This window comes from Vibrio wakamikoensis (genome assembly GCF_050337275.1).
In the GTDB taxonomy this organism is placed as follows: domain Bacteria; phylum Pseudomonadota; class Gammaproteobacteria; order Enterobacterales; family Vibrionaceae; genus Vibrio; species Vibrio chaetopteri.
On record NZ_JAKJST010000021.1, the window covers coordinates 63,104 to 89,273 of the forward strand.

A 26,170-nucleotide genomic window follows, 5' to 3' on the forward strand; every position below is an offset into this window, starting at 1 on the left:
GACCTTACCAATCATCATCAAGATAGGTTCGGTGTTCAACTGCATAGGGATCTTCATCAATCCCTTTGTTAGAGAGTCCTCTCAAGTGTTCGAGTTGGTGTTCCAACATGTTAACGGTCTCGTAGTCACCGTCTGAACAGGCAACATAAATCTGTTGCTCGATGGCTTCAATGCTATCTCTAATGCTCATCTTACACCTCCTAAGAGTTCCCGCGAGCACCTATCTGTTCTTAAGTCGATTCTATCTATTCTCAAACCGATTATAGTCCAACAGCCCGAATTCGATAGGTTGAGTGCGCTGGTAAAACTCATGAACTTGGTCGCTAAATTGCCAAAAATCAGGAGAGCTACGTCTAACTGCATAATTGTCGAGCAGTTTTACATAGTCCTCTTCGCCGTTGATATTACGAAGTGCAACGACAAAATTTTCGATCTCTGACTCTTTGAAACTTAGATACGCGCTGGGATAACTCCCGATCACACCTCGAACAAAGGTAAGGTCATCGTTCTTATAATCGCGATTCTTCTGTTCAGAGAACAAGCTTGAGATGTTGATGTGTGCATTATTGTGAAGCAGAGTAAACAGTTGTTGATTCCCATTGTCCGCTTCAATCATCACCATGACAATTTGAGGTACGGTTTGAAGTCCTTCTCCTCTAATGTCATCGATACTGCGAAGCAATGCTTCGTTTTTCTCAGACAAACCCGTGTTCACGATTTTGAATCGATCGTGAATTACTGGCTCGAGTTTGCTCTGTAACTTGCCATACAACTCTTGCTTATAGTTCTCGGTTAAATAGAGCTCTTGAGTTGGTTGGCTAAAGGGCTTGATGTTGCGTTGTAAAAACTCACTAAATTGTGGGCTTTGCTCTTGATACCAGCTACTGAACTCTTGGTGACGTACCGTATTTGGCAATAGGGCTAAGAAGTTACTTTCACCTTCCATTCGCAAGAAGTCCATGAACATACGAGTGATCAATTGATGGCCAAAGTTACCATAGACGTCAAAACCGGCCACCAGCAAATAATGGATACGTTCTAGAAGGGCGTAATCAAGGATCCACGCCGTTTTAGGTGGCGTGCCCACCATCCCCTGAACTACAGATGCACTATCGAAATGGCGGAAAACGGTCAGAGCTGCGTTTGGGTTCTCGCCATTACCGGTCCAAAGTACGTCGGTAGTCAGGTGTTTGCCGCCTTCAAACCATTTGTTCATGAACTCCGATTTTGCTTCAAGGTAGCGAGTTTGTTGATTTGCATATTTAACCCAGTTAGTAATTGGGACTGTATTGCTTTCAAGCTCACTTGGCAGCTTCAGGTTGTCTGCTTGCTGCTGATAAAATGCATTCACTTCTGGTAAATCTGCTTTGTCTGGGTCGAGGAAGAAGACCCAAAAGCGATCATTAATGACGTTGAGAGCGAGCTGACCGCGACACACTGGCCCTTTGATATAGGCCATGATAGTATTCTGAGCGTTATCAAGCATAAACTTGAAACGTGCATTCACGGGAAGATCTCTAAACGCTGTCATTGGGTTCGCAGAGACTGCGATATCATAGCTAGGAAGGCTATTAACCTCATAGTCTGGCTTAATGAACCATTGGTACCAGGACTCGAGCCTCGGCATGTTAAGCGCAAAAGGCATATGAGTTTTATCAACAATCGTGCTTCTTACCGGTACTAGGCGGTAATAGACGCGGTCAACACCTGGGGCATCATAAGGTCTCCGAGCTACGATCCTGTCTATAGGTTTACCAGGCGGAGTGGCGGAACGAACTATAGTGAAAAAGCGCTGCTCGGTTTCCACTTCTGAGAAATAGAGGTGAGCAAGATAGAGGTGCTCATAGATATACCTTGCCGTCAGCTGGTTTTTTAAGTCGTCATGATTGAGTAGCTTTTCATATTCATTGACTAGGCTTTGCTCTTCATCAGTAAGTGGCAGTGGTGAATTCATTTTTGCGCCATTACCAAGCCATGAGATGAGCGTTTGGTACTCTGTGTTGGTAATGCCTGGCATACCATAAGGCATACCCCAAAGAGGGTAATCGGCTTCGTACGCATCGTATTCTTCGATCGTTGGGCAAACTTGCGTACGATCGATGGAGAAATCAAATCCTTCAAGCTGATCCGTTTCTGGCAAAGGGTGACGTGCTTTCTGTGTTAGCATTCTCGCAACTAAGCCAGCATCTAAGTTACCTGACAGAGATTGTTCGCGCTCATTTAGCACTGGAAAAAAACCTAACTTTCTCCACTCGGCGGTGGACTGAGCGTCTTCAAATAGACGAGTTGGCTGCGAAGCAGTCAAACGGGTGCCTTGATAGACAAGTTCTTTGCTTGAGCCACGGTCAATACCATCAACAGAAGAGAGTTTGAGCTGACAAGGGGCATCGTAGCATGCGTGACAAACGACACAGCGATTGTCGATGATAGGTTTAACCTCAGAGAGGAAGAAGTCTGATTCGGGGGAAGAGACGGGAACGGTACGTTCTCTTACTTCAGGTTTGCCAAATAGCTGGTCATAGTTGAGCCCTGCGTAAGTGGCACATCCGGAAAAAATCAGGATAAGCAGGGTGAGTGAAAATCGTTTTATTGTCATATTGTGTTCTCAATGCATCGCATAGTGCGAGTGATTCCTTTTGCATAAAGGTAATTTTCATTGATAACTCGATAATTTTCCAACTATATATCCAAATCAGCGGATTTATAATGTTCTGAAGAAACAAAAAAAGCCTGACGATTTATCGTCAGGCTTCGATGCGATGGTACTTTTAAAGTAAGAGAATTACGCTGTTTTTAGCTCAGCTGCTTTCTCTTCAGAAATTGGTTTAGTCACAAGCGAAAGTACGATACATACGCCCATCATAACCGCAGAAATTGTGTACGCTAGGTTGTAACCACCACCATGAGTCATTGAGTAACCTACAATAGCCGCACCGATTGCGCCGCCAATACCCCAAGATGTGTAAAGTACGCCGTAGTTAGTACCGTAGTTCTTAAGGCCGTAGTACTCAGCGGTTAGTGATGGGAATACCGCTAGCAGTGTACCATAGCCAACTGCAGCAACGGCTGTACCGATGATCAACATGAACTCAGAAGTAAACGTTGAGAACAGTACCATATTCACACCCTGTAGGATGAACGCTAGCATCAGTGTACGTACGCCGCCGATCTTATCAGACAGGATGCCTGCTGCAATACGACCGCCAGAGTTAAAGATAGCAAGTAGAGAAGCTAAGTAAACCGCGTTCGGTAGGTTAGCTTGCACGCTAGCAATGTTTGTGATGTTACCAATGATCATTAGACCAGCAGCAGCTGCAAACGCATACATAACCCATAGAGAGTAGAACTGAGGCGTTTTTAGCATTGCTTTCCAGCTCATGTCAGCCGCTTTCTTAACTTGTACCGGTGCTTGACCTGCTTTTACTTTTGGCTCTTGTGGCTGATAACCCGCTGGTGGGTTATTGATTGTTGCCGCAAGTGGTACAGCAACGATAAGGACGCCAACACCTAGCACCATAAATGTAGAGCTAATACCCATAGAACCAATCAGAGAAGAGGTTAGGGGAGCTAGGTATACTGCTGCTAGACCAAAACCAGCTGCGATAAGGCCATTAACCATGCCTTTCTTTGAAGGGTGGAACCATTTCATTGCTGAAGGAGATAGACATGCGTAACCGAAACCAATACCCGCACCAGTGATCATGCCGAAAGTGATATTAAGCATCATAACTGATTGAACAAAGCTTGAAGCAATCATGCCAAGGCCAGTTAGCGTTGCACCCAAGATAAGGATGTTACGTGGACCCATACGGTCTTGAAGTACGCCAGCCACAAGAAGACAGATAGAAAAAGTGATGGTCGCGATAGCGTAAGGAGATGACGCGTCAGCTGCACTCCAACCCCATTCACTTACTAGGGCTTTGTTAAATACACTCCAAGCATACAGGATGCCAAGACAAAGGTTGATACAGAATCCTGCAATTAGGATTCGCATAGCTTTATCAATCTTGCTCATTTTTGTTCTCTGATATGTCGAACAACGTTCGGGGGGTTAAACACTCAAAATTAGTTTGCGTTTATCAACAGATGACGCAAAGGAGCGCGGATTATAACCAATATTCCTACAATTGGAATCGATTTTTCCGAATTAATTCAATTAACTTATTGATGTAACAAAGGTGTAAATTTGATATTAATTTGACGTGTGAATTATTGGCGTGGTTCGTCGGATCACAAATTTAGCAAGTATTAAAAAAAACTGAGTTGTAAATACATTGTTACAATGGAACTTTGTTGATTGGTAAAATACGTAACATACTGTTACCCAAGGCGATCTATATTTTCGATTGTTGTCTAAATGTAACGGGAAATGAATGGGTGAAATTTGCACTAAAAACGTTCAAAAAGTAAGCTTGAAATATCATCAATTAGGAATCACAATACAGGCAAAATGAGATTTCAAAATTGAAAATGGACATTTCAAACACGTTTTTGATTATTTGTTGAGGTGACGTATGTTCATGACCAAAATTCTAATGTTGCTCGGTGTCTCTCTTGGAGCAGGCTACGCAGCTGCTGACCACATTCACTCTTATCTACTTGGTTTGTCTATTGCTTCTTTAGCGGTTGGAGCTTGCTACATGATCGCATTTGCGAGTACACGTTTCCCGCAATTCGCTATGGGTCTTTTACTCCTAGGAACGATCGCGAAGCTGACAGTCACCGTGGTGGGGGTAGGGTTAAGTATTTCGAATGATTTGATCACCTCACCAATCGTATTTGCGCTGTCTTATTTGTTCTACATCATTGCAGTGAGCTATTTGTGGTTCAGCTACCGCGATAGCATTACGCCAGCGCCTAAAGGACTAAAAGCGCACGTAGCATAGCTGCCTCATAAGGTATGTTACCTAAACATAGAAAAGCGCCGATTCACATGGATGAATCGGCGCTTTTTCTTTTTCGAGTGTTACTTGTTAACTTTAGGCTATCCGTTTTCATGAAGCAGTTGGCTATGACTTAATCGAGCTCTATGCAGGGGGATACAATAAATTGAGCAACGAATCATTAACGAATATAGGCTGACATTAAAATTGAGAGATGTGGCGGCACTGATACGCCGCCACCTTTAACTCACTAGAACAAGTATTCTAAAGTAACTGACCAGTTTCGACCCGGTTGGGTATAAAGGTCGTAGTTCTTTGGGGACATTGAACCTGGTACTACTGTCTTCGACCTCAAGTCATCATGTAGCCAATACTTAGTGTCAAATGCGTTAAACAGACCTGCACGTAAGGTAAGGTCCTGCATTGGACGGTAGTAGGCGGTAAGATCGACGACGGCATAACCAGGTGCATCGACGTTCTTTTTGTCCGCTTCCGCGTCATTATCCTGCCAATCAGTTTTTCGGCTTGCCATGGTTAACGAGCTCAATAATCCCCAATTGTTAGCTACGTTGTCATATCCGAGCGCAAACACCGAGCGCACAGGTGTAACAGTATCTAGTTGCTCGCCAGTTTTCCTATCTTCACCGTCGGTGTAGGTCAATGAAAAACGAGAGTACATACCTTGAGGTGCGCCTAGCCATTCATCAAGAGCCACATTGGTTGAAAACTCAACGCCTCGAATATCTACGTTGTCTAAGTTAACCATTGTGTACACTTCTTTACCGCTGTCAGGATCCGTTCCGAGATATTTTTGAGAGATAAAATCGGTATATTGATTGTAGAAACCAACCAATTCATAAGTGGCATTTTGAGATTGGCTTCTAAAACCTAGCTCATAAGATGTGCTGCGTTCCGATGTTAGATTCGGGTTAGCCTCGATAATCGCGCCCTGATTATAGGTGTAGTACAGATCGTGAACAGTTGGCGCCTTAAAGCCTTGGCTTACCTGACCAAATACACTGTACTGTTGGTTCAGGTGATAAACTGCGCCCAGTTTTGCAGAAAAGTCATCATCTTGGTAGGCGCTGACTTCATTGCTATATCCGTCGCTTTGTTTTGGATCAGTTTTAAAGCTGTCGTAACGTAAACCCGCATTCAAGACCAATTGTTCATTCAGCAAGAAGATCTGATCGTCAATAAACAAACCAAAGTTTGTGGTGGTCGCATCGGGCACACCGGTAGACCCTACAGTACTACCAGTTTGCTTGTAGTCATCGTTATTCAGTTGAAAACGGTTGTCTTTGTAGCTAGTACCATAGGTAAGAAGGTGATAATGGTTGTCGAAATCCAATTGCTTGTTAAGTTTCGCATCAAATTGCCAAGAGCTGTCTTGGGCATCGCGTTGTCTTAGTCGATCGCCGTATAGATTAGTATTGTCAAAGTTTTTATTTAGGCTGCGACTATCTTGATAATTGACCGACCACTCCAAATCATCAGCGATTCCGCTATTGATTTGCCATTGGTGCTCGAATCCTAGTCGGAATCGTTTGTTCTCATCTGATGTATTTCTAGAGTTGTAGATGAAGTCCATCGGGCCCATCGGAATGCTAATACCGTAGTAGGAGAGTTCATCCTCTTTATGTGAATAATTGTAGTACTCACCCGTAAGCCCAATACGATGTTGGTCATTGACTTGGTAGTACGCTTTCGCTAAAACATTTCCTAGATTCTTACTCGCAGGGTTGGCGGCGCCTCGTTGATCGCCAATCACATTGGCACCACTGCCATGTGTTTTTGTTTCAGAGCCATCTGCATACGTTAGCATCAGCAATGTTTCTAATTTGTCTTGGCGCATTGCCCAGGTTGCTGTGGTCTTGAAGTTTTCGTCTGCTGAGCTGTAACCCGTTTTGATACCAAAACGGTGCTCATTACCATCTGTGATTAGTACGTCATCTGGATTTTTGGTTCTCATCACAACAGCACCCGCGACCGCATCTGAGCCAAACAGGGACGAAGACGCACCCTTATTGACTTCGATCGTTGCCAGCGTGTCGACTTCAATGGCGTTGGGATATTTACGCTGCTCTCCCGCACCTGGGTTATAGCCTACAGGCTGTTGAACTCCATCAACCATGATTTTGACTCGCGACCCGTTCATACCGCGAATGTTGAAACCAGAAAGCCCAAACCGGCCACTGCCTTCTGCTTCAACGCCGGGTAGATACTTCACTGCTTGTTTAATATCGCTCGCCATATTTTTCTCAAATTCATCACTTGAGATCTTGCTAATGGAAGTTGAAACATCAGAGTAGGCTTGAGGTGTTTTTGTGCCAGAAACGACTACCACGTCGTCATAGGACTTGGCGTCTATTTCTGCGTGTAGTTGTGGCGCGAAGGCCAGCAATACTGAAGTAGCGATGAGCTGTCTTTTGAAGGGAAACTGGTACATCAATTTAATCCATAAATAAAAATGTGAGTAATGCCTTTAGAGGATGCCTGGGTGATAATACAGATCAAAATGATAATTACTATTATTATCGTTAAATGAATTGATCGAGCGAGCAAAAATTGTTCATCTTGTATAACTCGATAAGTTTTGCTATCACTGACAGACAGTTAGACAATACCCACCAAATTGTCGGTGATAAGGAATAGAAATGTCGGTGTCGATTACATTGGAAGCGTTAACCATATTGGATGCCATTGAAAGAAGAGGCTCCTTTGCCGCCGCTGCGGCTGAGTTCGACCGTGCGACTTCATCGCTCAGTTATCAAATGCAAAAGCTTGAGCAAGATTTGGATATCATGATTTTCGATCGCTCTGGCCATAAAGCGACACTGACCGAAGCAGGGAAACTGATTCTAGAAAGGGGTAGAGTCATTCTTCAGGCAACGGAGAGCATGATTAATGAAGCAAGATTGCTCGCTAATGGTTGGGAACTCGATCTAACCATTGCTTACGACAGCATTATTCCAGTTGCTAACTTTTTTGACCTTGTTGATAAGCTAGGCAATGTCAGCAAAACACGAGTCAAATTAGAAGAAGAAGTCCTTGCTGGATGCTGGGAGGCGTTGAGTGAAGGGCGTTGTGACTTGCTTGTTTGTCCACAGCCAGATGTATTGCCACAGGGAGTTAAAGCACAGCGTCTTGGTGAAATGTCGATGACATGGGTTGCCGCAACGGATCACTATGTACATAAACGTAATGGTGAGTTTGATAGCGAAGCACGCAGTAAATACCGAGTGATTGCCATTGCTGATACTGCTCGTGAACAGCCTGCATTAAGCGTCAATATTTTAGAGAAACAGCCACGATTAACGGTGTCTAATTTAGACGCGAAAGTTGAGGCTTTGGTCTCTGGGTTAGGAGTTGGAACATTGCCAACACAAGTCGCGGATAGACTGATAGCAGAAGGAAAGCTCAAAGTTATTAAAGATACTGAAGTGAGCAGTATCGATGTAGTTTTGGCATGGAAACGTAATCACATTGGTGAAGCAAAATCTTGGTGTATTCGACATCTCACTAAAACGTGGGATTTAAAATAAGGGGCTTTCGCCCCTTTATCATTTCATTTAATCAAGTCTCAACACCATATCGGCAACGCCATCCTCAAACTGCACATCGAGTTCAAAGCCAAGCTTTTGAGCGAGGGTAAGCATGCCGCGATTAGTGGGCATCGTCATGCCTGAGATTTGCTTGGTTTGCTTGCTCTTGCAGTAATCGATGACCTTGTTCATCAAGATACGACCAAGTCCATTACCTTTAAGATCTGAGCGGATCAAGATAGCAAACTCAGCATCGCTGTTATCCGGCGTGACGAGCACTCGAGATACCCCAATGATATGTGGCGTTTGCTGGCCCATATCAACAGCAACAAACGCCATCTCTCGGTCATAGTCAATTTGAGTGAAGTTCGCTAAAGCTTCATGATTGAACTCTCCCACATCGGAAAAGAATCGCTTGTAGAGATCTTCTTTGGTGACGTTATTGATGAAGTCCGCATGGTAGGGCTCATCTTCAGGTCGAATGGGGCGCAGGAGTACTTGAGTCTCATCACGCAGCGTTAATGTTTGTTCCATTTCAGTTGGATAAGGTCTAATCGCCAGCCTGGATTGCGGCTCTCCTTCATAGCGTTTAATCACGACGGAAGCATCGAGAATGGTAATGTCATCGCCATTAAGAAGTAGTGGATGAATATCCAGTTCGTGGATTTCAGGGCAGGCCACCACAATCTGAGAGATCTTTACTAAGAAGCCAGCAAGCTTGGCGAGATTGACCGCATTGGGCGATTGTTGGAACTTAAGTGTCCCTTTATTAATCGCGTTAATAATCAAATAGCGGGCGAGTGCCATGTTTAAAGGTGGCAACGCGGTGACGGCCTCACGCTCAATATTCCATTCTGAGCCACCTTGTCCTATAAAAATAGCCGGGCCAAATGTTGGGTCGCTAAGCACTTTGACACGAATTTCTTGACCGCCGGCTACTTTCGCCATCTGTTGTACCGTAAGACCCTCGATACGCGCATCAGGGTAAGAGAGTCGGGTGCGATCAAGAATGGACTGGGCAGCATTCGACACTTCTTGCGCATCTTTAAGATTAAGCATTACCCCGTGAATATCAGATTTGTGGGCGATATCCGGAGAGCGAAGTTTTACAGCAACGGGATAGCCAATATTATCGGCTAAGTGTATAGCTTCGCTTGGATCGTGGGCCAACCATGTGGGGAGTGTCGGTAAATTGAGAAGACCAAATAGCTGTTCACAGACATGAGATTCGAGCGATGAAGATCCGTTCGCTTCTGGCAATGTGGAGATTTGTCCTGCCAGCCATTCGTGTGCTTTGTCGAGTTGCTCCGTTGAATAGGAATCCGTCGTGGTCGGCGTTTCCATGAGCTGCCATTGATTTCGTCGGTACTCGACAAGGTGCATGAAAGCAGTCACCGCACTCTCAGGCGTTCGATAGGTCGGTATACCTTGACGGGTGAACAGAAGACGTGCTTCTTTCGCTGTCGCTTCACCGGACCAGTTCGTAAGGATATTAAAGCGTTTTGCTTTAGGGTGTGCTTGGATGGTTTCTATAACTTCATGCGCAGTTTGTGAAGGCTCGGCTGTTGCTGATGGGCTGTGCATGATAAGCAGTGCGTCAATGTCTTCACTGTCGAGTATACACCGTATCGCTTGGCAGTATCGCGCGGATGTCGCATCACCGCCCAAATCGACAGGATTCGATTTAGGCCAGTTTGTAGGCAGTACTTTATCAAACTCGTCAATAGTGTTCGCTGATAGTTGGGCTAAACTCCCCCCTTTATCCGCGAGCGTATCGAGCGCCATTAACGCTGGCCCCATACCATTGGTAATAATGGCTAAACGCTCCCCTCTGAGTGGAACAGAGTGGGTAAGTGTTTCTACCGCAGCAAACAGTTCATGAGTGTTATTTACTCGCAACATACCTGCTCTTTGAATCGCGGAGTCATACACAATATCGAAAGAGCGTGAACTCTGATGAGGTTGAGTCAAACTACCTGTTGTGTGTCGACCGGCTTTTAGTACCAAAATACGACGATTACGAGAAGCAGCACGTGCTGCAGAGAGAAAGCGTCTTGCATCTCGAATGGAGTCCACGTAGAGCAAGATAGCTTCCGTTTTACTGTCACGAGACAAATAATCAAGAATGTCATCGAAATCGACATCGCTACCATTGCCGATGGAGATGAATGCCGAAAAACCGATATTCTTGTCGTTAGCCCAATCCAAAATCGTTGTGCAGACGGCTGAAGACTGGGAAATGAATGCCAACTTCCCGGGTAAACAGTCAACTGGTGAAAAAGAGGCGTTGAAATTTTGCCAAGGCAGCAATACCCCAAGACTGTTTGGACCTACGATTTTCATTCCTGCTTGCTGAGCGATGCGCAAACATGTTTGTTCTATCGTATTGTCATTGTCATAAGGCACGGACATGTCCGAGGCCATTATGATCGCAACTTTAACCCCAGCGACCGCTAAATCGTTTATCAAATCAACATTTCTATCACCTCGGGTACAAAGGATTGCAATGTCCGGAACCAGTGGTAATTCACTCACAGAGCGATAACATAGAATCCCATTAACAGATTTGTATTTAGGGTGAACCGGTAAGATGGTGCCTTGATATCCGCCCATGAGAAGATTCTTGATGACGACGCTACCTGCACGATTCGGTTTACGAGAAGCTCCGATTACGGCGATAGAGCTGGGTTTGAAAAGCGTATCCAACGACATAGCGTCTCCCTGAGCGATGGAGTGATGGAGTGATGGGTATAAGATGCATTATTCAACAATACTAGACTAGCTTTGAATCGATTAAAGTTGGTTTGCTCTTAAATTTAGATATAACGTATTGCTGTGCCTCAATTATTGTGTAACATGTCACAGGTAGTTAAGACAGGGTTTTGGAATCATCGTTAGATGATATTCCTGTCTGATAAAGGATAGACAATAGTTAATTCAGGCAGTGATACGATGAAGAAAGTGGTAATAGTGAGCTTAGCTACCATGTTGGCAGCTTGTTCGTCTGGTGAGTTCACAGCAGAAGTGAAATCTGAAAGTTATCGTGAGGACTATCAACCGGTAGCAACAACCGCTGCGCCTGTTGCTGTCGCGACAACAGCAGTTGCAAATGCTGAGTCAGAAAAAGTAGCGAAGAGTGAAACAGTAGAACGTCAGCCTGCAAAAGCTCAAGCAGCGTCGGCTCAAACAGCATCTACTGCGACTAAACAAAAAGCAGCTCCAACAAAAGCACAGCCTGTTCAGGACAACAAAGTTGTTAAGATTGTCCCGCCGTCTAAAAAGCAAGCAGAGCAAAACGTTCGCTTTGGGTATACGATTCAAGTTGTTGCCGTAGGTAGCCAAGATAAAGTAACTCGCTTTGCAAATAAGCTACCGAACAGTAGCCAACCGGTATGGCAAAACTACAAAGTGGTAAATGGCACCAAGTGGTATGCGTTATTATACGGAGATTTTGCGTCTAAAGCGAAAGCGCAGCAAGCTATCAAAACTTTACCCCAGGAATTCCAAGACTTAAAACCTTTCGTTCGCAGCATCGACAAGATCAAAAAGTCCGATTACCCTACATTGAGCAAGCTTAATTAGTAAAATGAATTACCAAGATGCCCAGCGCTTAGATGCACTGGGCATTTTTGTATGCAAACTGCTCATCCGAGTGAATAAATGGCAAATTTAACAGATTTAGAACTGAATCTTGCTGTTCAATCGTTTATGATTCTTTGAAAGCAATCTAAGGACAAGCTTAAGATGTCAAAACTGAATATCCTGCTTCTATGTGGCGGCGGCTCTGCTGAACATGAAGTCTCTCTCGTCTCTGCGAACTATCTAGAAAGCCAACTCAAATTGAACACTAAGTTCAATGTCACCAGAGTTGAAATCACCAAAGAAGGTTGGAAGTGTAGCGATGGTCACCTCGTTGTTTTGGATCTCAACCAAAAGGCATTGGTGGGAGAACATCTTAAACTTAATATCGACTATGTCGTTCCTTGTATTCATGGATTCCCAGGAGAAACAGGTGACATTCAATCACTGTTTGAAATGGCGGGTATCCCGTATCTAGGTTGTGGACCAGAGGCAAGCAGTAACAGCTTCAATAAAATCACTTCTAAGTTATGGTACGACACCCTAGATATTCCTAACACACCATACCTTTTCCTCACTGAAAATGACGAAAAGTCTCACCAGGCAGCAAACCAAGCGTTTGATAAATGGGGTAAAGTGTTCGTTAAAGCGGCCAAGCAAGGGTCTTCAGTGGGTTGTTACAGTGTAACTGAGAAGTCTGCGCTAAACGATGCCATTGACGCAGCATTCGGTTACTCAGACCAAGTTGTCGTAGAGCAAGCGGTGAAACCACGTGAACTTGAAGTAGCGGCCTATGAATATCAAGGCAAACTGGTTATTACTCAGCCTGGCGAAGTGACAGCTCCAGATGGTGCGTTTTATAGCTATGATGAAAAGTACAGTGCAGATAGCCACTCGACGACTACCGTAGAAGCGACCAACTTAACAGACGAGCAACGCGTCATTATTCATGAGTCGGCTCACAAAGTGTTCACTCGAATGAAGCTTAAGCACTTGTCACGCATAGATTTTTTCCTTACAGAAGACAACAAAATCTATCTAAATGAAGTCAATACATTTCCAGGAATGACACCGATTTCCATGTTCCCAAAAATGGTAGAGCATTCAGGTGTGCCTTTTTCTGAGTTTTTAACTGATTGTATCGAATCTGCTTTTAATTAATCGTGATCTTTCTTAGTCTTGAAGAGTGATTTTTGCTCTTCTGACAGCGACGTTTTGCCACTGTATTGCAGTGGCATCGCTGGACTTGCCCATCGACCAAACTCTTGTATTTCTCTGATTTTCAGACCTTCGCGAGACAACGCCTGAACCGCGCCAACGCGTCCTGATTGAGAAGAAAAACTGAGTGCTTCATCCAAACCAAGTAACTGACTTGCACGCTTCAGTACCCGATGTATTGAAGAGTCATCGAGCGGCGAATCGCTGATATTACCGTGTCTATCGATAGCTCTGAACAGAACAGAGTAGGGAACATAGTCTAACCAACGCTGAATACTCTCACCCCCATACTCACTTAATCTATATTGTCTGTCATCTAATGTTACAGTGTAACCATTTTCGTCTTGTGCGATATCCTCGGCTGCTAAGGACTTTAGATCCCGGCGCTTTAGTGCACATTCGTACAATAGAAAGTAGATAGCCAAATCACGAATGTCTTTCTTTTCATCACTGTAAGATAAGAGGCTATGTAGCTTTGCCAAATGGTCAGCAGTAAAAGGGGTGGTTTGTTTGACTTTAGTGTAGCTAGCAATTTTCAATTGATTCATCACCAATCCTACCTGCCGTGAACGAGTAGGGTCTTTATAATCAAACAGATAGTGAACGACGGATATGGTGACAATGTAACGCCTGACGCTACTGTACTTTTTTTCTTGTCTCGTATACTCGATAAATTCAAGTAAGGTTGCTTCGGAGGCTGGCAATGAAGGATGACTATGTAAGTTACAAAACTCATTGAAAGTGCGCCAATCTTTAGACATAGCCAGATTTGTACTACGTGAGTAACAATTAGCAGTCATGTCAGCGAACTCTTGATAGCTGATCGAAGAACGTAACAATCCTTTAAATCTGTTAGCTTCGTCAGGTTCTGTTATTTGTGGGATGTCTTTTTTCATACTAATGCACTATAACTTAATTGATTGACTTACAATACCTGATAACATGTCAGGTGGACAGTGTTACTACAACGATACAAGAGAAAAGTCTTTATGGCTCTAGCGAGTTATCGAGGGTTTACCCTTAAATCTATCGGCTCTTCCAATCAAACATGGAAAGTCACTATTAAAAACCGCGAATTACAGGGTAACCTTGCTGCTGTAAAAAAGAGCATTGACTGGTGGTGCGACACCGCGTCGATCATTGACCCAGCGACATTAGCCGCAAGTTCCGAAAAAGCCCCAGCGAAAGGTGCTCAAGAAAACTTCAACGGGTTTACTATTCGTAATGATACGGGTGAAAACAACGCCTGGTACTGTATGTTTAATGGTAAACTTATCAAAGGTGGTAAGCTTGCTATACAAAGACATATCGAAGCGTACCTAATTGCAAAGAAAAAAGCCGAACTAGCAAAGAAATAATATGACTCTCGTATACTCAACGGAAACAGGCCGTATCAAAGAAGAAAAACAAAAGCCAGAGCGTCCCAAAGGCGATGGCATTGTTCGAATCCAAAAACAGACTAAAGGCCGCAAAGGAAAAGGAGTTTCGATCATCACTGGTTTAGACCTAGATGATGCGCCGCTCAAATTACTTGCAGCAGAACTTAAAAAAGTTTGTGGCTGTGGCGGCTCAGTAAAAGATGGCGCTATCGAAATCCAAGGCGATGCCCGAGATAAGATTAAAGCCGCTCTTGAAAAGAAAGGCTACACAGTAAAGTTAGCTGGCGGTTAATCAAACCAGAATAAAGCAAAAGCCAGCATAATTCAGGTGCTGGCTTTTCTGTATCTAGAACCACATTATCTAAATCGCAGATTAAGATAATGTGGTTATTAGGTATTTTATGGTAAATCGCTGTTATGGTTAAATTGAACATGTTTGAGGGATAGAGGAGCGAGAAAGGTAAACAAATCAAGCTCCCTCACGCTTTATTTAACATAATATACATAATACGCACTAAGGTTATGGGCGCAAAGTCGTAATGTCACTATTTACCAAAGTTAAAATGTCCTCCTAAGCTTTAATCATAGTTGGCTTATGAGGCCCTTAACTGATGCTAATTGCTATGAGTGATCACGAGATAAGTCGATTCAAAGTCCTGACGGATTTGCGAGAAAAACATTTAAGACAAATCGACGCTGCTGATATTTTGCATATCTCTACTCAACATGTCAGAACCCTAATAAATCACCTGGCAACTTAAGGTCTTCAAAGCTAGGTTCATGCAACTCAGGCCATCCATGAAACCGCCGTAATGATGATCGCTTTCGTATCATAATGCCACTAATGAATCATCCTACAACTGGTATCACGACATTCCTCCTTTGCCGTATTCGGTGACTAATGGGCGAAATCTTTGCCGCTATCAAATTATCCGTTCAAAACCTACTGTTGTTGGTCATTAACAATCATTCCTTTAGTTCCTATCACTCATGGTTCAACAGTGAGCTGAAAATCTGTCGTTTATTTTGATATTCGTACATACAGCTTTTGTAGCAAATCCGCGAAAGAAAATATAGTTACAACGTAACTGCTACTAGTAGTTCATTGGGTTTAGTTCTTTACCTTAGATGTTATGTAATTTAGAAAACTCAAGTAAAGCAATATGTGGCCGTAGCAATAGTTAGCATCAAGAAATAATTAGTTATAGTGCGTTATGGTGGAACCTATCAGTGCGCATGACGTAATCACTCAATCTACTCCAGATTAGAATTTTCGTACCCTTCGTAACTAAAACACTTGATCGACTCTGAAATAAAAACCGAACAACGCGACATCAATTAGATTAGTTACAACGTAACCAAAGAGCTTTAATTAAATATGCCCTTGTGCTGGCAAGAAAATCAATAGTTGCCCAACGGATCTAAAAGAAAGTGCGCATTCAAAGCTAGTAAGTTTGTAAACACCTACTGTCTCTGAAAATCCCGCGTTAAAAGCAGCATAAAACTCTAGTGGTTTACACTAAAGAAAATCGGCCTGTAATTAAATTACACAACCGCACCCCCAAGATTGCCACGATAGTGTTTTATGCTATAGTAAGTTATTGTTTTAACGGTGTATGTATGGATTTTATATGTTAGAAACAATGTTGCGTCGCCGCGAAATATGACTTATTGGATTTTTATATAGGTGGATTCCGGGCACAAAAAAACCCACCGTTTGGTGGGCTGATTATGCTAATCGCGACTATTTGTCTTCTTTATTGCTCATATCTTCACGAATTTCTTCCGCTACTATCTTGATAGCTTGGGCAGTACTAATGCCCTGCTTCATGAGCTCTTGAATTTTTTCGACAGCCGCTTGTTGTTGTTCATGGCTTAAGGTTGGTAAGTCATCAAACATATAGTCCTCCAGTTACAACGGACATTTGTGATTGGAGGACTATAGACGAATTCAGGTTAAGCGCAAGTCATTTAGATTAGTAGGTTGCTAGGAAGTTGACCGATGCACCCATCGCTTGTGGAGATGTATAGCTTGCCGCAACGGAAAGTTCAAATAGGTTAAGTGGACTTAGTCCGATACCCGCAGTTAATGTTCCTTCAGAATCTCGGGCAAGGTTTTTGTGATACCCTCCCCTTAACTGTATTTGACGAACTAAATCGACCTCAATACCAGCACGGAACATTTGCACGTCGTCATCAAATTGGGTGAATTTATTTTCTTTGTTCAGATCGTAGTCGATAGATAGCTGGAAATAGTCTGCAATAAAGCCAGCGCCTACTGTGTAGAGCGGCTGTAATTGATATTGATAGCCATAGGCAACATCGCGTCCACCTACAGTAACGAAACCACTTTTAGTGTCTATATTTCTTGAAAACAGGTTTCTCGCAGATATGCCCGCTCTAAAAGGGCCATGAAACCACAGAGCACCTGCATCTAAGTTAAACGCAGTTTCACCCGTAGAATCCTCACGAATATTGTCAAACTTAAAATCTTGTAGTGAATTCACACTGGTGTAGGTGTAGATTCGTTGCAGTTTTGGTGAGATACCAAATGAGAAGTGTTGGCCAAACAAGGTTTGGTATTTAGCTAACGATAACCCAACTTCTGTTACCGCAACAGATGCAGTTTTAATCGCAGTATTCTGCGCCTGTGTTACAGGGTCACCCAGATCTGGTGCAATATCAGGCGTTGCTACATTTTCGATGTAAGCTTTTCCAAATATATTCGCTGCAATAAATCGATTTGGAAGACCAAATGCAACAGCCCCTCCAAAATCAACTTTAGCTTGCGTACCATCTAACGCTTGTAACGCTGCTTGCGTTGCTGCCGCGTCATTTCGATCCGCAGCACTGAATGCATCATCGACTTTGTCGAGTAATTGGTCTTGATCATCGTAGCTGATCCCTAAACTTGGTACCAACATACCTGCGTCGTCATTACGGCGGTAAATGGCCGTTAGAGCTGGATTGTAGAAAGGAGCGGTTAAATATGAAGCCGACACAACGCCAGTGCCCCCCATTGCATCTCCTCTGGCATCGATCGAAAGTGTCGACGCTACGAGTTGGTTTGATGCCGTTGCTGTAGTAACGAGAAAAGCGAGGGTTTTTAGTTTGGTCTTCATATAAAAAATAACGCCGTTAATCCTTTGTGTAGGTATTAACGGCGTCAATTATAAATTCTTTAGCGTGTATGCTAGGAAATTAGTGAAAATGTGTTACTCGTCAGCAGATACATCAAATGTCTTGTTTATGATCTGCGCGCGTTCAAATCGAATTGGGCCTTGCCAGCGACTTTGCTTCATAGAAACTGCTAACACATATCGATCTGGTGCAATACCTTTCGTATCAAGTGTGGTTGGATAATCTGATTCGTATTCCTGTCCCCAGACCTGAGTATATTTGCCATCGATGTAATCAAATAGTCCGACTTCAAGTTTTGGCAACGGGCAATATGGGTTGAGAAGCGCGTTCTTTTCTACCTGCCACTTGTCTTTTGATGCCCATCTAACCGTTTGTTTTAACGCTTGATTAGTCAATATTAGCCATTGGCTCCAACTCTCACCGTTAACTAGTGAAACATCTAGACGATATAAACCGACTTCTAGTGGCGATGCTAAGTTATAGCGAATACCGTAAGTGGTCTCATCGGTGACGCCGTCACTACTTCCAGTAACATAGAACTCACTGTCGTTAGATACTCGTTTATCAACCCAACGCTTAAGGCTGATTTCCGAAACTACTTTATTTGAGTCCAGTTCAATCGTTGATAAATAAGTATCCCGACCTGGACTTTGAATTGTTTGCTGCTTCACTACAACATTTTCAACCCAATCAGGTAGTGGCTGCGATGAATAGCCTTTACCGCAATCTACACTGAGTGATTGCAGAAACAGCTTATTGATATGCGATCTTATGCTTTTACTTGGCTGCTGTTGCCACTCTTCAACTAACGATTGAAACATAGATTCCAGATCATTATTGAGCAAATGCTTATGCGCTTGAGAAATGGTTGAGGTTCCCTCAAACCAATCGGCACCAACAGATGTTGATGCCGACAGTAACGCTATGATTGCAAGTTTACGTGCGTTAACCATTAGCCCTTCATTTTGTAGCCAACACCGCGAAGTGTTTCAATTTCCAATCCTGGAAGTTTTTGACGAAGCTGAAGTACGTGTGTATCAACAGTACGAGTCGTTGGGAAGTGATTGTAACCCCATACGTGATCAAGCAGTTCATCACGAGTAAACACACGACCTAAGTTGCTAGCTAAGAACAACAGCAAATCGAACTCAGTACGGGTCAGCGTAATAAGATCACCTTTGTAATTTACTTCACGAGTAGCTTTGTCGATAACAAGGCTATCTGTCACTACTTTAGAGGCATCTTCAGCATCCGCTTCTGGAGCACGAAGCTGAGCACGAATACGTGCAAAAAGCTCTGCTTCAGCGAATGGTTTTGTGAGGTAGTCGTTTGCACCCGCATCAAGACCGGTTACTTTATCTTTCACGGTCACTAATGCAGTGAGCAAAATAACTGGAACATCTTTGGTTTGCTTCCAACCAGCTAGGTGCTGTACCGAATCACCATCAGGAAGCTGTCTGTCGAGAATTACCAAGTCTGCTTGTTCCCAATACTGTTCGACCTGAGAAATAAGCTCGGCGTGCAGGACGTTGTAACCCGCTAGTTCCAAACTTACCAATAGGCCATCAGCTAGATTCTTGTCGTCTTCAACAAGTAGCAGTGTCTGTTTCACAAGGTATCTCCAATATAAAAGTTGTTGGTGGGCCAACTAGGGACATTTTACCGCCCATTCGGCCAACCATGGATTCTACTATTGTAAGTCCTAGCCCTAATCCGGCCTTACTTACAAATGGCTTACGAAGCTCTCGCCAGTCCTTAGCTGTTAACTGTCCGTTGTCTATCACTTCAATTTTGAGTGAGTTCGATGACGTCACGACATTGACGCTCACAGGTGCAACACCATATTTAATTGCGTTGCGAATCAAGTTATCGATGCAGGTTCCAAGCCAATAGATGTTAATCTTAGCGGCTACATCTTGATTAATAGTCAATTTTACGTCAGCTTCAAACTCTTCTTCTGCTTTATAGCTTAGCCAATCCTGTACAGAAGGCAGCCATTCAGTCGCTAACGGCTTATTATCGGACTGCAAATAGTCTTTACTGGCCTCCGCCAATTGTCGCAGTCGGCGAGTATCTTCACAAAGACGTCGAAACTCATCATATACAGTTTCTGGTAAGTGCTCAAATTCTCGACGAAAACCTTCAACAGTTAAAGATAGACTCGCGATTGGAGTACGTAACTCATGAGTCAATATTTGCAGAACCAACATACGACTTTTCATCTCTTGTCGTTTAGAGTTCCAACGATATATCGACCAACCGATGACCAGCAAGATATTGGCAATGATCAGTACGATCATACTGATTCTTAGTACATCAGAATGATCTTCTACTTCCCAACACAAGTTGCCTCGTTGTACAAAACAAGTATTTGTCTGTGAAGCTAATTTAAAGTTCAATCCAGCTTGCTTGGCATTCTCGCGCCACATTGCCGAGTCAAACAAATAGTAACTATCCCCTCGCCTTAGCCAAAGTTCTGAGTTCTCGACAAACATAGATGAGCCACGAATTAGAGAGATCACCGTTGCTTCATCCATAATTTGTAAGCGCCCTAACAGAGAGCCTGGCGGTGCAAGTTCACGCTCCTTAATATGCATGTACTTTTGCAGCACGTCTTTTTTATCCGGATACTTGATGATATACCGCGCCGCATAAGTACCTCCCCCGGGGTGAATCAAACCACTTCGAGCAAACCATTTAGTCGAAAGCTGACGTCCTCCACACATAGCCCGAGTGTATACTAAAGGCTCCGTAATCAATGGGCTTAGTGGCAAAGTGCCGCTGCAGTTTTCTGCTAAACGATATAACTGCTGTATTTCTTTCAGAGGATACTTCGTCGTTTGCGGTAACATAGACACCGGCGTAAGTAGCTGCGTCGGGTAATCAGCTTGAATGACTCGAACATCGTATGAAGCGGTCGCTTGTTCATAATCGAAAAACTCTACGAACTTATCGATTCGTTCAGGCAAAGACTCAGCCATTACCGTATGGGAATAACTCAGAGGCAGTGACAGCAATAAGGTGTAAAGTAAGTTCTTCAAAAGACGCGTCTTGTAGATCGTTTGTTGGCATGGATTTTTACACATTATCGGCAAGAAGAAAGCTAAGTGCACGCAATTATTTTGTTAATTCACTGTTTGTTGATGTAAATGTGTACAAAAAAAGCCAGCAATCGCTGGCTTTTGAGAGTTAAGAGCTTGTATTGACTTATATCGTCTTAAAGCGCTTTTGAAATCGCATCGACACTGTCTTTCGCATCGCCAAATAGCATCGACGTGTTTTCTTTGAAGAACAGTGGGTTTTGAACGCCTGCATAACCGGTGTTCATCGAACGTTTAAATACAATAACGTTTTGCGCGTTCCAAACTTCAAGTACTGGCATACCAGCAATTGGGCTGTTTGGATCCTCAAGTGCCGCCGGGTTGACCGTATCGTTCGCACCGATAACAAGAACAGTATCAGTTTCGCCAAAGTCATCATTGAGCTCGTCCATTTCAAGCACGATGTCATAAGGTACTTTTGCTTCTGCTAGTAGTACGTTCATGTGACCTGGTAGACGACCCGCTACTGGGTGAATACCGAAGCGAACTTCAATACCTTGTGCACGAAGCTTTTCAGTAATCTCATGGACTGGGTACTGAGCTTGCGCAACCGCCATGCCGTATCCAGGGGTAATGATGACAGACTTACTGTTTTTCAGCATCTCTGCCACTTCTTCAGCTGTTGTCTCGCGGTGTTCGCCTTGCTCTTCATCACTAGAAATGACGATTTCTTGACCAAAGCCGCCAGCAATAACACTGACGAATGAGCGGTTCATCGCTTTACACATGATGTAAGAAAGAATGGCACCTGATGAGCCTACCAATGCACCTGTTACAATTAGAAGGTCGTTCGACAACATGAAACCTGCCGCCGCCGCCGCCCAACCAGAGTATGAGTTCAGCATTGAAACCACAACTGGCATATCAGCACCACCGATAGACGCAACCAAGTGGTAACCAAACACAAGAGCAATCGCCGTCATCACTAATAACGCGAACATGCTGCCATCAGCTTTCACGAAGTAGATCATTAGCAGTGTTGAAACAACGACAGCTGCGAGATTCCACTTGTGCTTATGAGGGATATTCAGTGGCGACGATGAAATTACACCGCGTAGTTTTCCGAAAGCAACAATAGAACCAGTAAAGGTCACTGCACCGATGAACACACCTAAGAACACTTCTACTAGGTGAATAACGTGGTGAGCGTGAACTTCAGCTGCTGCCAATGTTTCTACATTTGGAATTGCAGGTGGATCGATATAGCTGTTGTAACCAACAAGCACTGCTGCCAAACCCACAAAGCTGTGAAGAATCGCAACCAGTTCTGGCATTTCAGTCATTTCTACTTTCTTAGCGTAGAAAATACCAATCGCAGCACCGATAACCATTGCAACAATGATCCATGCGAAGCCTTGCGCATCTGGGCTAAAGATCGTCGCAATCAGTGCGATCGTCATACCCGCGATACCGTAGTAGTTACCGTTGCGAGCTGACTCTTGCTTAGACAGTCCCGCCAAACTCATGATAAAAAATAGTGCAGCTACAATGTAGGCTGCTTGTACTAATCCTGCAGACATTGTGACTCCTTATTTATCTTTACGGAACATTTCAAGCATGCGCTTGGTGACGGTGAAACCACCGAAAATGTTGATACTGGCAATCAATACAGCGATGAACGCCAAGAAAGAGACAACGCCATTGCCTTGACCTATCTGTAGCAGTGCACCAACTACGATAATGCCCGAGATCGCATTTGTAACTGACATCAGCGGTGTATGTAGAGCGTGAGTTACGTTCCATACAACGTAGTAACCGACAACACAAGCCAGTACAAATACCGTAAAGTGAGATAGGAATGCTGCAGGTGCAACGGATGCAATCCAACCAAATACACCTAGTGCCGCCACAAGTCCAGCCAGTTTTTTAACCGGAGAAGTCGGCTCTTCTACTTTTTCAGCTGGTTTTGGTGCTTGCGCTTTTGGCGCTTCAGGTTGTGCTGAAACTTGAATAGGTGGCGCAGGCCATGTGACCTCGCCTTCTTTCACGACAGTAACACCACGAAGAACGACATCTTCAAAGTTGATGTCGATGTTGCCATCTTTTTCTTTGCAGAGCAGTTTTAGAAGGTTAACAAGGTTTGTCGCGTAAAGCTGAGAAGACTGAGTAGGTAGACGACCAACCATGTCGGTGTAACCGATCACTTTTACACCGTTGTCAGTAGTAATCACTTGATCTGCGACTGTGTATTCACAGTTGCCGCCGTTGGCTGCAGCGAGGTCAACGATAACGCTACCCGGCTTCATGGCGTCAACCATTTCTTTAGTGACAAGTTTTGGAGCTGGACGGCCAGGAATAAGTGCCGTTGTGATGATGATATCGACGTCTTTAGCTTGCTCCATATAAAGCTCGGCAGCTTTTTTATTGAAGTCATCAGACATCTCTTTGGCGTAACCATCGCCAGAGCCCGTATTTTCTTGGTAGTCAACTTCTAGGAACTCAGCGCCCATTGACTCAACTTGCTCTTTTACTTCTGGTCGAACGTCAAACGAGCGAACAATCGCACCTAAGCTACCTGCAGCACCGATTGCTGCAAGACCCGCCACACCGGCACCGGCTACTAATACTTTAGCTGGTGGTACTTTGCCTGCCGCAGTAATTTGACCTGTGAAGAATCGGCCAAACTCGTGTGCTGCTTCAACAACGGCACGATAACCTGCAATGTTCGCCATAGAACTTAGTGCATCAAGAGCTTGAGCACGAGAAATACGCGGTACCGCATCCATAGCCATAACGTTAATGTTTTTGCTAGAGAGCTTTTCCATTAACTCTGGATTTTGTGCTGGCCAAACAAAACTAATCAGGCTCGCGCCTTCTTTAAGTGATTCAATCTCTTCATCATTTGGCGCATTTACTTTCAGAACTAAGTCTGACTGCCAAACTTCTTGTGATGAGATAATAGTTGCTCCAGCAGCTTCATAAGCTGCGTCGTCGAAGCTTGCAAGCACACCCGCTTGCGATTCCACTGAGACATCAAATCCCAGCTTTAACAGCTGCTCGACCGATTTCGGCGTTGCAGCGACTCGCGTTTCTCCCGCGAGGGTTTCTCTTGGCACACCTATCAACAAAACTGACTCCTTGTGTATCAACTTGTGAATACTTTTCTTACCAAACAGAAGTCAAAGGGGTGCTTGGAGCATTTTGGCACGCCAATTTGCATAGCCATTCCTTAACTATTGGCAGAAGTATTGTTCTTTTTTAACCAACTGGGTTCGTAACATCAAGCTATTTGTAACTAAAAGACATAATTTCATTACATATAACGGAAAGTAATGACTTTTAAACAAACCAATCTAGTAAAAAAACCACACGAAAACCCCATATTAGAGGTCATAACAGTGCAATATTACCTATACTTGGGAAATTTTCGTGTAAGTAGGTCATATTATGACAATATTTGCTGCAAACAGATGACCAACGTCAATTAAATCAATCAACTGAAACTGGTCTTTCCAGAACAAAAATGCATCAAAAATAGGGTTAGAAAATCTTCTCACCCATTTGGTCTATGAACATTTGCGCTTTCTTAAGCATGAGTTCATTGGCGTCACCCTCGGTTCCGAGTACATCAGAGCGAATGAATCTGTGTTCTTTGACTTCGTCGTCAAATGTCTTAGTGATTCGACCAGCAATACGATATTGGCCATTTTCTGCAATGGCTTCTTGGTAAATGAGGAACCCTTTGTACTCAACAGGTTCGACTTGCTTTGGCTCTGGCGATTTACCGCCACCAAACAATTTTGAAAACAGTCCCACAGGCTTTCCTTAACGGCAAGTTATCTTATAAAAGCTCATGTTCGCTATTTTCCATTTTAGGGTCAACTTGAATCTCGCAAAGTTGTCGAGCTAATGCCGAATTGAATTGATTATTCCCGCAGCGATTCTATGGTTTCTAATGACATGAAATTTCTAAACATTTAATTGCAAACCGTATTTTTATAAACGTTGCGGGAAAGGATCAGGTTTTGGACTTCTAAATGACAAAATACTTGGCAAAACATTAAATTACCGTATGCTAAAGCACTGTATAATAATCTCTATTGAAGTACCTGAGTTCTTATTTAATGGCGACCTCTTTTACCAGTTCAAACCTATTTCGTCTCTTCATGCCCGTGTTGATGATGATTGGTGTATTGGCTGGTGTAAATCACATCATTGACGCTACTCAAGCTAACTCCGGCTTCGTCACCAACCTCCCTTATATCTTGTTTGCTACGGCAATCGCGCTTAGCCACACTTTTAAGCAGTCTCGAATGGCAATGGTGGCTCTATCAATGCTACTTGCTTACTTAGTCGTGCAAGTTCGTCTGCAAAGTCCACTAAGTTCTGGCACTACATTACTCGAGTTGTCATTGTTGAGTTTGTTGCTCCCAGTTTCTTGCTGTCTCGTTTATCTGTTTTCTGACACTGGTGTAATTAGCCGCGGCATGGCGATCTTTGGTGTTACGATTATGAGCTTCGTTGGCTGGACCGCACTAATACTGTCTCATTTTGCTGGCGGTGGATTTCTAGGGTTTGAAAGTGACTTGCTGATGGCGTTTCCTCAAATCTCACGGCTACCATTGGTTTTAGTGCTTTTTACTGTAGCGATAGTCGGGGCGACTGGTATATTTCTGCTTAACTACAACCGCCCTATTGACGCTGCAGTCTTTGCCTCAATATTTATGGCAGGCGGCACGTTCATCTTCTTTCATATCCCTTACATTTCGAGCACGCTATTTTCGTTATCAGGTGTATTGATCATTATTTACGTCATTTCCGCTAGTCATCAAATGGCGTTCAACGATCGATTGACAAACATACCAGGCCGACGCGCACTCGAAATGGACATGAAGCATTTGGGAAGAAAGTTCACCATCGCTATGCTCGATGTTGATCACTTTAAATCATTCAATGATACTTACGGCCACGATACTGGTGATGACGTACTTAAACTGGTCGCATCACGCATGACTGGTGTTGGTGGTAATGCAAAAGTATACCGTTATGGTGGTGAGGAGTTCACTATCTTGTTCAAAGGTAAAACTGCAAAAGATAGTAAACCCTACTTGGATGAACTGCGTGAGCAAATTCAAGACTATCAGATGGTTATTCGAGACGAGACCAAGCGCCCTGCCAATACAAAACAAGGCGTGAAAAAGCGCGGAACTAAAAATGATCAGTCAACGGTGAGTGTCACTGTTAGTATTGGTGCAGCCGACAGCAAGACGACTCGCAAACCTGAAGACGTGCTTAAAAAGGCGGATAAAGCGCTTTACAGCGCTAAAGAGAAAGGCCGAAACCAAGTACAGTGCGCGCGATAACCACATTGTTCTCAATCAAAG

Annotated in this window: 21 protein-coding genes; 7 read left to right on the plus strand and 14 right to left on the minus strand. The window is 43.7% G+C overall.

Features of this window, described 5'->3' with window-relative positions; translation table 11 throughout:
* Positions 1 to 4 precede the first annotated feature (4 nt).
* The 3 genes from L4C42_RS12510 to L4C42_RS12520 form a co-directional block, all read right to left on the minus strand.
* Positions 5 to 190, minus strand: a complete 186-nt coding sequence (locus L4C42_RS12510; RefSeq protein WP_353499302.1) for a hypothetical protein — start codon at positions 188 to 190, stop codon at positions 5 to 7.
* A 51-nt stretch (positions 191 to 241) separates the two neighbouring features.
* Positions 242 to 2,596 carry a fatty acid cis/trans isomerase gene (locus L4C42_RS12515; RefSeq protein ID WP_353499303.1) on the minus strand — a complete coding sequence of 785 codons (2,355 nt, stop codon included), beginning with the start codon at positions 2,594 to 2,596 and terminating at the stop codon, positions 242 to 244.
* Positions 2,597 to 2,782: 186 nt separating this feature from the next.
* A complete protein-coding gene (locus tag L4C42_RS12520; RefSeq protein WP_353499304.1) occupies positions 2,783 to 4,015 on the minus strand; it encodes an L-lactate MFS transporter in 1,233 nt (410 codons plus the stop codon).
* Between the two features lie 505 nt (positions 4,016 to 4,520).
* Between L4C42_RS12520 and L4C42_RS12525 the strand changes: the two genes are divergently transcribed.
* On the plus strand, positions 4,521 to 4,886 hold the full coding sequence (locus L4C42_RS12525) for an NADH:ubiquinone oxidoreductase (protein ID WP_353499305.1): 366 nt from the start codon (positions 4,521 to 4,523) through the stop codon (positions 4,884 to 4,886).
* Positions 4,887 to 5,133: 247 nt separating this feature from the next.
* Here L4C42_RS12525 and L4C42_RS12530 read toward each other — a convergent pair whose 3' ends face one another.
* Entirely contained in the window at positions 5,134 to 7,332 is a 2,199-nt protein-coding gene (locus L4C42_RS12530) for a TonB-dependent hemoglobin/transferrin/lactoferrin family receptor (RefSeq protein ID WP_429760708.1), read from the minus strand.
* A 208-nt stretch (positions 7,333 to 7,540) separates the two neighbouring features.
* On the opposite strand from L4C42_RS12530, the gene L4C42_RS12535 reads away from it, so the two are divergent.
* The gene (locus L4C42_RS12535) at positions 7,541 to 8,428 is read left to right on the plus strand and encodes a LysR substrate-binding domain-containing protein (RefSeq protein WP_353499307.1); all 888 of its coding nucleotides are present in this window, start codon (positions 7,541 to 7,543) and stop codon (positions 8,426 to 8,428) included.
* A 27-nt stretch (positions 8,429 to 8,455) separates the two neighbouring features.
* Here the strand turns inward: L4C42_RS12535 and L4C42_RS12540 are convergent, their stop codons facing one another.
* Positions 8,456 to 11,140, minus strand: coding sequence for a bifunctional acetate--CoA ligase family protein/GNAT family N-acetyltransferase (locus L4C42_RS12540; protein ID WP_353499308.1), 2,685 nt, complete (start codon positions 11,138 to 11,140; stop codon positions 8,456 to 8,458).
* Positions 11,141 to 11,380: 240 nt separating this feature from the next.
* Between L4C42_RS12540 and L4C42_RS12545 the strand changes: the two genes are divergently transcribed.
* Both L4C42_RS12545 and L4C42_RS12550 read left to right on the plus strand, forming a co-directional pair.
* Entirely contained in the window at positions 11,381 to 12,010 is a 630-nt protein-coding gene (locus tag L4C42_RS12545) for an SPOR domain-containing protein (RefSeq protein ID WP_353499309.1), read from the plus strand.
* 162 nt (positions 12,011 to 12,172) lie between these two features.
* A complete protein-coding gene (locus L4C42_RS12550; RefSeq protein WP_353499310.1) occupies positions 12,173 to 13,168 on the plus strand; it encodes a D-alanine--D-alanine ligase in 996 nt (331 codons plus the stop codon).
* Here the strand turns inward: L4C42_RS12550 and L4C42_RS12555 are convergent.
* Positions 13,165 to 14,121, minus strand: a complete 957-nt coding sequence (locus tag L4C42_RS12555) for a tyrosine-type recombinase/integrase (RefSeq protein ID WP_418642959.1) — start codon at positions 14,119 to 14,121, stop codon at positions 13,165 to 13,167. The genes L4C42_RS12550 and L4C42_RS12555 overlap by 4 nt on opposite strands.
* A gap of 93 nt (positions 14,122 to 14,214) precedes the next feature.
* On the opposite strand from L4C42_RS12555, the gene L4C42_RS12560 reads away from it, so the two are divergent.
* Both L4C42_RS12560 and yciH read left to right on the plus strand, forming a co-directional pair.
* Positions 14,215 to 14,583, plus strand: coding sequence for a DUF3319 domain-containing protein (locus L4C42_RS12560; protein WP_042495946.1), 369 nt, complete (start codon positions 14,215 to 14,217; stop codon positions 14,581 to 14,583).
* Between the two features lies 1 nt (position 14,584).
* Positions 14,585 to 14,896, plus strand: a complete 312-nt coding sequence (gene yciH / locus L4C42_RS12565) for a stress response translation initiation inhibitor YciH (protein WP_353499312.1) — start codon at positions 14,585 to 14,587, stop codon at positions 14,894 to 14,896.
* A gap of 1,452 nt (positions 14,897 to 16,348) precedes the next feature.
* Here yciH and L4C42_RS12570 read toward each other — a convergent pair.
* The 8 genes from L4C42_RS12570 to L4C42_RS12605 form a co-directional block, all read right to left on the minus strand.
* A complete protein-coding gene (locus tag L4C42_RS12570; protein WP_353499313.1) occupies positions 16,349 to 16,504 on the minus strand; it encodes a YoaH family protein in 156 nt (51 codons plus the stop codon).
* 76 nt (positions 16,505 to 16,580) lie between these two features.
* The gene (locus L4C42_RS12575; protein WP_429760713.1) at positions 16,581 to 17,726 is read right to left on the minus strand and encodes a conjugal transfer protein TraF; all 1,146 of its coding nucleotides are present in this window, start codon (positions 17,724 to 17,726) and stop codon (positions 16,581 to 16,583) included.
* 93 nt (positions 17,727 to 17,819) lie between these two features.
* The gene (locus L4C42_RS12580) at positions 17,820 to 18,698 is read right to left on the minus strand and encodes a DUF2861 family protein (RefSeq protein ID WP_353499315.1); all 879 of its coding nucleotides are present in this window, start codon (positions 18,696 to 18,698) and stop codon (positions 17,820 to 17,822) included.
* Positions 18,698 to 19,357 carry a response regulator transcription factor VxrB gene (gene vxrB, locus L4C42_RS12585; protein ID WP_353499316.1) on the minus strand — a complete coding sequence of 220 codons (660 nt, stop codon included), beginning with the start codon at positions 19,355 to 19,357 and terminating at the stop codon, positions 18,698 to 18,700. The genes L4C42_RS12580 and vxrB overlap by 1 nt, the downstream gene beginning before the upstream one ends.
* On the minus strand, positions 19,332 to 20,726 hold the full coding sequence (gene vxrA, locus L4C42_RS12590) for a sensor histidine kinase VxrA (protein ID WP_353500199.1): 1,395 nt from the start codon (positions 20,724 to 20,726) through the stop codon (positions 19,332 to 19,334). Before vxrA ends, vxrB begins: the two co-directional genes overlap by 26 nt.
* A gap of 236 nt (positions 20,727 to 20,962) precedes the next feature.
* Positions 20,963 to 22,366 carry a Re/Si-specific NAD(P)(+) transhydrogenase subunit beta gene (pntB, locus tag L4C42_RS12595; RefSeq protein ID WP_353499317.1) on the minus strand — a complete coding sequence of 468 codons (1,404 nt, stop codon included), beginning with the start codon at positions 22,364 to 22,366 and terminating at the stop codon, positions 20,963 to 20,965.
* A gap of 9 nt (positions 22,367 to 22,375) precedes the next feature.
* Complete coding sequence (pntA, locus tag L4C42_RS12600) at positions 22,376 to 23,914, minus strand: Re/Si-specific NAD(P)(+) transhydrogenase subunit alpha (protein ID WP_429760716.1); 1,539 nt, start codon at positions 23,912 to 23,914, stop codon at positions 22,376 to 22,378.
* 412 nt (positions 23,915 to 24,326) lie between these two features.
* Complete coding sequence (locus L4C42_RS12605) at positions 24,327 to 24,602, minus strand: HlyU family transcriptional regulator (protein ID WP_353499319.1); 276 nt, start codon at positions 24,600 to 24,602, stop codon at positions 24,327 to 24,329.
* Between the two features lie 308 nt (positions 24,603 to 24,910).
* Between L4C42_RS12605 and L4C42_RS12610 the strand changes: the two genes are divergently transcribed.
* Positions 24,911 to 26,149, plus strand: coding sequence for a GGDEF domain-containing protein (locus tag L4C42_RS12610; protein WP_353499320.1), 1,239 nt, complete (start codon positions 24,911 to 24,913; stop codon positions 26,147 to 26,149).
* Positions 26,150 to 26,170 lie beyond the last annotated feature (21 nt).